The organism is Xenorhabdus lircayensis (genome assembly GCF_016306625.1).
In the GTDB taxonomy this organism is placed as follows: Bacteria; Pseudomonadota; Gammaproteobacteria; order Enterobacterales; family Enterobacteriaceae; genus Xenorhabdus; species Xenorhabdus lircayensis.
In genome coordinates, this window is sequence record NZ_JACOII010000024.1 from 100,051 (window position 1) to 106,607 (window position 6,557).

Sequence of the window (6,557 nt, forward strand, 5' to 3'; positions counted from 1 at the left end):
TGTTTAGTGACAGCGTAAAAAGGAAAAAATAATGAATGGCGAGGAAAAAACAATACAGAACATTGACCAAGAGGATTCAACCCTGTCTTCCATCTTAAATGCCGCAATCAGATTACTGCCCACTAAATGTAGTGCTTTTTATGCACATGCACGGGGTCGTTGAAACCGCGCCAATACTGGCACTTAGTGGGGTGTGAGATCCTTGTTTGATCTTGCGGATTGTGGCAGAGAGTGGAACAATTTATGCAAGACTTATCCATATAATTTCGAGGTTTTTATGCGTAATAACGTATCCGTCCGCCAAACCCCACCTGGCTAAACGTCATCACGCCATTACACTGGCTCGACATCTTCTTATTATTGTGGAGTCCTCATGGGTCGATCCCGATTCAGCCAGTCAGAATGGTTAGCTCTATTTGAGCAACAAAAAAATTCATCCCTGTCGGTCAGTCTTTTTGCCAACAACAAGGAATTTCACCCAAACGCTTCTACTACCGCCGTAAGCACGCGCTGTCGGCATCGGAAAAATCCGCTTTACCGTGTCATCACGACCTTTGTTCAGGTCGAACCCCTGCCCTAGAAAAGGGCGGAAAGCAAGGTGATCATTCTCTGACGCTTACAAAATAACAAATAAAACACCCTGATAAAATAGGCTTTAATATAGACAGCATTGCACATATCCAAATGCTTTCAAGACACCACAAAGAAAAATAAGAAAAAACAGGACATTGGATGGATGCCTTGAAAAGATTAATTATTAAGATCCAATATATGATTATTGACTTACATTCCTGCAAAGTCACTGGTCGAACATTTTCCGTCTAATCTATTCTTGAACAAGGAAATATAAAAATTATCTAATTTGATGTCCGCGATTTTTAAAACACTACTGATGTTTTTTATACTCCGCAGGAGTCGCCGCAACCAACTTTTTAAAGTTCCGATGAAAGTGGCTTTGGTCATTAAAACCTAACTCAGTTGCTACAGATGCTATCTTCATTCCTTGTTTCAAAAGTACTTTTGCTTCATTTATGCGCATTGCGATTTGCATAGCATGTGGAGTAATACCATATGTCTTTCGAAATGCATGGATAATGTGGAATTCACTCAATTGAGAATGAATAGCAATATCCTTTACCGATATATTGCCTCGAAAATTTTCACAAATATATTCATACGCCTTAGATACATTATTCTTTGGCACAGATTTCTCTAAAGGTATGGAGTTGGACAGTGAAAATAGACGGGAAAAAAAAGAGATGCTCTCTTCTTCCGTTTTTATTTTATCTTTATCAAGGATGATTGTATTGGCTAATTCTTGGAACTGGACATAAAGTTCCGGAGCATCGGTATAATTAATTGAGAACGGGATAAAATTCGTTATTCTTCCACCGGTAACCATCGATTGCACATAGCCTAACCATTTAGGGCACACATACAACATTTTATAGCACCAGTTTGTGTCTGGTACTGGATTGCATGAATGAACCTCTAGAGGGTTAACTATGACAAGAGAACCCTTTTGGATTCTACGCTTAATATTACTATTGAAGTAATCACTATAACCACTATCTACAGCGCCAATGGAAAACTCTTCGTGAGTGTGTTTCCCGTAACAGGCTTTCGAGTTTTTAGAAGAGCGCAGCTCAATGGGTACTGCGCTCGAACGGTAGAATTGTTGCTTGGTCATCTGTGTACGTACTATTTTAACCTGACATGAAAAAAGTATATACGACCGTAATTGCTAACAATAGCCCCATAGTGAGATTGAAGAGCTTATAATGTTTAGGTGTATCCAAAACTGTTCTAATCGTTATTCCCAAAACAGCCCATACTGAAATTGATACATAACAGACAATAAAAAAAATCCCACAAAAAAGTAGTAGTGCAGTAATCTCTGCATCGCGACTACTAAAGAATACGGATATGCCTGCTAAAGACACAATCCATGCTTTCGGATTAAGCCATTGGCACAACATTCCTTGTATAAACGATGGAGCACTGGTTTCTAGTCCGCTATCATCAACGCTCATTGGGTTTTGCATGGCAACTTTGTATGCCAAGTATAACAAGAAACCACCTCCTATATAGGTAAGCACTTCGGTTAGATATGGCACCCCATTTATAAGTTGAGCCAATCCAAAACCTAGTAAAAATAGAATCGATACAAAACCAATTGTAGCACCGGTTATATGTGGGATAGTTCGAATATATCCACAATTGGCTCCGGTAACTGTCGCTATTATGTTTACAGGTCCTGGCGATATAGAAGTTACAAAGGCAAAAACTGCCATTGCAAATAATTGCGTCATAAGCTTATACCTCCTAGAAATCAGTTACTTCTCCAGAGCCATTAATAAAACGATGCTCTTGCAAATCAACAATGCGGTACCGTTTTGCCTTGATTTTTCCCTCTTTACAATAACCCGCTTTGCTTTCCCAAAATCCTTGTTCGAACTCATCAGTAAAGTGCAATTCAGACAAGCACTTAACCCCTTTGTACCGATATAGCGAAAAATCGACTAGACGGATAGGGTAACCTTCCTCCAAAGATAGGGGTTCACCGTCCACCGCCCAAACAATCATCGCTCTATTTTCTAATGCAGTATTAAGGGATATTGTAGAATCGTACCCCCCCTTACTCGTACCTAAACTTATCTGCTTCAAATTGCCTGAGCGATACTTGGCTGAATTTATCCCTAGATATTCCAATAGATCTTCTAGTAAAACTCCTGTCCAGTTTCTTCTGATACTCCAATTGCAAACACATACAACTCGGCGGCTTTCTGTTATTGGCGCTATGTTTTTAAGATCTTCGAATGCTACAAGAATTGGCGTTGACTCATGAGGCAAAAATATCTTGAGCGCCCATTCATTCATATCAATAGAATCATGTGATTCTGGTGGCCCTTCCTGGTAGTACCGTAAAGAAGAAGGTTTCTTGTCAATATACGGAGTTCTCATATTTTCCTTTCTTATGTATCTATTATAGAGTTTTGACACAGCGTAAACCTACGATGTTGTCTCGTACTGTTGGCGGGTAGTTATCTCTGCATGTACAGCGCATATAATCTTCATCATGTAGCCCTGAACCACCTCGAACTATATGATCGTCAGTGGGGATACTAAGATAAACGGGATCAATATGAGTTTTGTCCCAGCTGTAATCTTGGTAGTAATTGTCTAGACACCACTCAGCTAGATTACCAGCCATATCAATACAACCAAATGGGGAGCGATTCTGTGGATGTGCATCCCAATCCGTTGATTTTCGGTTTAATTCAGCTGGCTCACAGTCTGGGGCATAGTTTGCAATTGTAATAGATGGCTCGCTATTTCCCCATGGATAGAGTCGACTATCGTTCCCCTTCGCAGCAAACTCCCACTGCGCTTCAGTTGGTAATTCCTTACCTACAAATGTTGCGTATGCGACAGCTTCATACCAACTAATGCCTGTTACAGGCTGCTTTGGTTGGTTCCAATTAGAATCATGCCAGTATAAAGGTTCTGAAATCCCGTTATCTTGAATAAACTTGAAGCCTTCTTCTGACCAATATTTCTTACTTCTATAGCCTCCCTGCTCTATGAACACTGCAAACTCGGCGTTAGTTACAGGGTGGACATCAATGAAGAAATCACTAAGGGTAACTACGGTCACAGGCTGTTCATCAGGGCTCAATTCTGAACCGCGTAGATAAGGGGATCCTGTCACTAAAATCATATCAATTAGATTGTTCATCGTATTAATTTCATATTTCCAGTTTGCTTAATGATGATTTTTTTGTCGCCGTACATAGCTATGCCTAAATATTCGATGCTGTCTTCACTGGCAGCCTCTAACATATTTGAGTAATCCTCATAGCTCTTAGTACTTTTTGCCACGTTCGAGAAATCAATTATCGTAACGTGTGATTGTAATTGAGTTCGAATTTCTTTTATCTCTCTTGCAGTTCCCGCGAGGATTGGGATTGGTATACGAGTGATACCAAAATGCTCCCCTCCATCACGGTTCTTGATATTATCACCGACGAGCTCAGGATGAGCTTTGCCAAGGCTAAGAGTTAGCACTGCAACTGTGTTTGCAATTACTCCAAGAGGAAGGTCTTTATCGATCACTAGCACACATTTTTTGTCATTCATTATGCAACGTGCCTTTTATAAATTTGACTGTTAGAAAATACTACCCATGTCATTTCAATATGTAGCGGCTGAGATATTGCTGTAAGCCCATAATGCTTAATTGCATCAGCATTTGCTAAGCAACAATCAACATCGCCGTTTGCGACTAGTCTCGCTCCATTGCTTGTAGAGCTCGTAACCTCTATTTCTAAATGAGCGTCAGATATTCCAAGGATCTTGTCTTCAGTTGATTCAATTAGACCCCTTAAACGAGATAGCGGTGCATGATGCGTAGCTATTTTTATGGTTTGTTGCTCAGCTATCTTTTTCTCTAATGCCAGGAGAGTATTACAACCAAGGTAATAATTGGGAGGTGAATAGAAAAACGACCCAAGCAGAAGGGTATTTTCGTTCATATAAAAGTTATCTACTCGTTGATATGCATTGGCAACTAGAAGAATGCACGACTCGTTCTTTTCCACATACTCAAAAGCAAGTTCAAAAGTATCAAAAAGAAGTATATCTAAGGGCTTTCCTATTAAGTTGGACAGATGTTTCGCTGCAGATTGACTGCTTGTTCCTTCAGGTCCAAGAGTAGCGATTGAAGCAATTTCTGGTGGGTGTCTAATCCAAAAATTATCGTTGTTAAAAATCATTCCATTGTTCCTTATGTTAAATTTTAATTAACGATACCCCTACCCATATGTTAAATATTGTACAAAATTGTTATTTACAAAATGTTAGCTTATTACACGCAAAGCATTATTGACTGTGTTCTCACTCATTAGTTTACGAGGATCCCCCTCTGTCAGGATAGTTGTCACCCTCATTAAAAACATTCATGGGGCGGTGGAGATAAATCATCATGACACGTATTTCACCAGAACGTAAATCCGCAACGCTGGCTAAATTATTGCCACCTTACAACATGACTGTTGCGGCTGTCGCTCAAATTGTGTCGTGCAACAACCGATGCTGCATGCCAATGAAACACCCGTGAAAGTGGTGAGCTCGGATAAGGTGAAAATTACATGTGGGTGTATTGTTCCGGAGCCGATTCGCCCGCGCCGTACGCCGCGATACCCAATTGTAGCGGTATAAGAATCTCGGACACCTAAAAAGCTTGTTGATCTTATTAACATGACAAAACATAGTCTTTATAAACTTAGTGACAGAGTTCCTTCTCTTTCGCATACCGATTACATTTGAAGAGAATCAAGAAAGGCGTTGGAAATATATCCATCCTGAATTATTTTTTTCCCCCTCAGGAACTGGACAGCATGGATATTCACGCCTTGGTCTTCGATTTAATCATAATGGACTAACTGAACTACGTTGTTTATTTTATCGCGATAATGCGTTTTATTTATATGCTAATAATAACCGGCTTAATCATAATATGGATAGACTTGCTCTTCTTAATCGCCCGGAGCTAATAGCAGCCACTGAAAGCATCAGACAATTTTGGTAGAAAGGCTCCTAACATGTGTAATCTTAACGCGTTACAAATATCCCGCCTATCTACAAGGCGGGATTAATCAAACTTCGTGACATGTCACACCATCACAATTGCAATTTTACTTCATGCCAGCCCAACGTATTCCAACAGGCAGCCTCACCAGAGAAGCTGCATTCCGTCACCGGAACATTTTCCACATTGCTGCGCTGCCAAAGCCCGCATTTTCTGCCGTAACTCAGCATCACAAAAAAGGAAGTCTTTCTTTTTCATCAGGCCTTGTCTCCCTTAAGTATTTGCTTGGTTAGCTTAATCCAGTTTTGCGAATTCTCACAGTCAACATGCGTCGTCGCCGCTGTTTTCACGGTCTTGTAGGCTTCCGTGCCAGTAATAGTATGAACCGCCAACATGAATGCATACATCGAGTTATTTTTCATAGTCTCAATCATCATCGGGAACGATGTATCCTTGAACTGGCAATTCTGAACTCGTAGCTACAACAAATCATGGGCCACCAGCGTACATTCAGGACAAGCTTCTTCCAGGTTCTTGAGTTTCACTTCGTCATTGAGAGCCTCAGAAGCGGCTACAACAGAGCCAGCCATCAGCCCCCAACAACAAACAGTTGAATTTTGTTGCATATGTCCATTATTCCTCTCTTATATTGATGTTTTATTAAATAAATACGGCATGATTTTTTGTCTTCTATACCCGTTTCTGGAGGTTAGTCGACAATACAGCGTCTTTAACAAAAATCAAATCCATATGGTCATGGATCGCAGGAGACTTACCACCTCAAAAGCCTGCTAATCTTATTAAGATGATGATGAGGTATGATGATGAAATTGAAACCCGCCAAACGCCAATATTCCGCTGAATTTAAGCTGGAAGCCGTTCAACAGGTTGTTCTCCATCAGCAACGGGTTGTCAATGTTGCCCGTTCACTGGGGGTCGATACCCGCACCCCGGGAAAATGGGTTCG

10 protein-coding genes are annotated in these 6,557 nt (G+C 40.6%); 3 read left to right on the top strand and 7 right to left on the bottom strand.

What is annotated here, in order from left to right; translation table 11 throughout:
* Nucleotides 1–373 precede the first annotated feature (373 nt).
* Nucleotides 374–580 (top strand): hypothetical protein, encoded by a 207-nt coding sequence (locus tag H8A87_RS06180; RefSeq protein ID WP_198689111.1) that lies wholly within the window; start codon nucleotides 374–376, stop codon nucleotides 578–580.
* 306 nt (nucleotides 581–886) lie between these two features.
* Here H8A87_RS06180 and H8A87_RS06185 read toward each other — a convergent pair whose 3' ends face one another.
* From H8A87_RS06185 to H8A87_RS06210, 6 genes are read right to left on the bottom strand one after another with little or no spacing between them, the layout of a single operon-like run.
* Nucleotides 887–1,690 (bottom strand): AraC family transcriptional regulator, encoded by an 804-nt coding sequence (locus tag H8A87_RS06185; RefSeq protein ID WP_198689112.1) that lies wholly within the window; start codon nucleotides 1,688–1,690, stop codon nucleotides 887–889.
* 16 nt (nucleotides 1,691–1,706) lie between these two features.
* Nucleotides 1,707–2,312 (bottom strand): LysE family translocator, encoded by a 606-nt coding sequence (locus H8A87_RS06190; RefSeq protein WP_198689113.1) that lies wholly within the window; start codon nucleotides 2,310–2,312, stop codon nucleotides 1,707–1,709.
* Between the two features lie 13 nt (nucleotides 2,313–2,325).
* Nucleotides 2,326–2,964 carry a molybdopterin-dependent oxidoreductase gene (locus H8A87_RS06195; protein ID WP_198689114.1) on the bottom strand — a complete coding sequence of 213 codons (639 nt, stop codon included), beginning with the start codon at nucleotides 2,962–2,964 and terminating at the stop codon, nucleotides 2,326–2,328.
* 22 nt (nucleotides 2,965–2,986) lie between these two features.
* Nucleotides 2,987–3,739 (bottom strand): formylglycine-generating enzyme family protein, encoded by a 753-nt coding sequence (locus H8A87_RS06200; protein WP_198689115.1) that lies wholly within the window; start codon nucleotides 3,737–3,739, stop codon nucleotides 2,987–2,989.
* Nucleotides 3,736–4,140 (bottom strand): DUF2000 domain-containing protein, encoded by a 405-nt coding sequence (locus H8A87_RS06205; protein WP_198689116.1) that lies wholly within the window; start codon nucleotides 4,138–4,140, stop codon nucleotides 3,736–3,738. Before H8A87_RS06205 ends, H8A87_RS06200 begins: the two co-directional genes overlap by 4 nt.
* Nucleotides 4,140–4,775 (bottom strand): prephenate dehydratase domain-containing protein, encoded by a 636-nt coding sequence (locus H8A87_RS06210; RefSeq protein ID WP_198689117.1) that lies wholly within the window; start codon nucleotides 4,773–4,775, stop codon nucleotides 4,140–4,142. Before H8A87_RS06210 ends, H8A87_RS06205 begins: the two co-directional genes overlap by 1 nt.
* A 209-nt stretch (nucleotides 4,776–4,984) precedes the next feature.
* Between H8A87_RS06210 and H8A87_RS20185 the strand changes: the two genes are divergently transcribed.
* Complete coding sequence (locus H8A87_RS20185) at nucleotides 4,985–5,119, top strand: hypothetical protein (RefSeq protein WP_269749526.1); 135 nt, start codon at nucleotides 4,985–4,987, stop codon at nucleotides 5,117–5,119.
* Between the two features lie 950 nt (nucleotides 5,120–6,069).
* Here H8A87_RS20185 and H8A87_RS19815 read toward each other — a convergent pair.
* Nucleotides 6,070–6,216 carry a hypothetical protein gene (locus H8A87_RS19815; RefSeq protein WP_232370105.1) on the bottom strand — a complete coding sequence of 49 codons (147 nt, stop codon included), beginning with the start codon at nucleotides 6,214–6,216 and terminating at the stop codon, nucleotides 6,070–6,072.
* 198 nt (nucleotides 6,217–6,414) lie between these two features.
* On the opposite strand from H8A87_RS19815, the gene H8A87_RS20415 reads away from it, so the two are divergent.
* Nucleotides 6,415–6,557, top strand: a 143-nt coding sequence (locus tag H8A87_RS20415) for a transposase (RefSeq protein WP_408646868.1), incomplete at its 3' end; no start/stop codon positions are given.

Excerpts from the sequence above, each read along its gene's own strand:
- H8A87_RS06180 (WP_198689111.1), top strand. The coding sequence starts at position 374 with ATGGGTCGATCCCGATTCAGCCAGTCAGAATGGTTAGCTCTATTTGAG.
- H8A87_RS06185 (WP_198689112.1), bottom strand. The coding sequence starts at position 1,690 with ATGACCAAGCAACAATTCTACCGTTCGAGCGCAGTACCCATTGAGCTG.
- H8A87_RS06190 (WP_198689113.1), bottom strand. The coding sequence starts at position 2,312 with ATGACGCAATTATTTGCAATGGCAGTTTTTGCCTTTGTAACTTCTATA.
- H8A87_RS06195 (WP_198689114.1), bottom strand. The coding sequence starts at position 2,964 with ATGAGAACTCCGTATATTGACAAGAAACCTTCTTCTTTACGGTACTAC.
- H8A87_RS06200 (WP_198689115.1), bottom strand. The coding sequence starts at position 3,739 with ATGAACAATCTAATTGATATGATTTTAGTGACAGGATCCCCTTATCTA.
- H8A87_RS06205 (WP_198689116.1), bottom strand. The coding sequence starts at position 4,140 with ATGAATGACAAAAAATGTGTGCTAGTGATCGATAAAGACCTTCCTCTT.
- H8A87_RS06210 (WP_198689117.1), bottom strand. The coding sequence starts at position 4,775 with ATGATTTTTAACAACGATAATTTTTGGATTAGACACCCACCAGAAATT.
- H8A87_RS20185 (WP_269749526.1), top strand. The coding sequence starts at position 4,985 with ATGACACGTATTTCACCAGAACGTAAATCCGCAACGCTGGCTAAATTA.
- H8A87_RS19815 (WP_232370105.1), bottom strand. The coding sequence starts at position 6,216 with ATGCAACAAAATTCAACTGTTTGTTGTTGGGGGCTGATGGCTGGCTCT.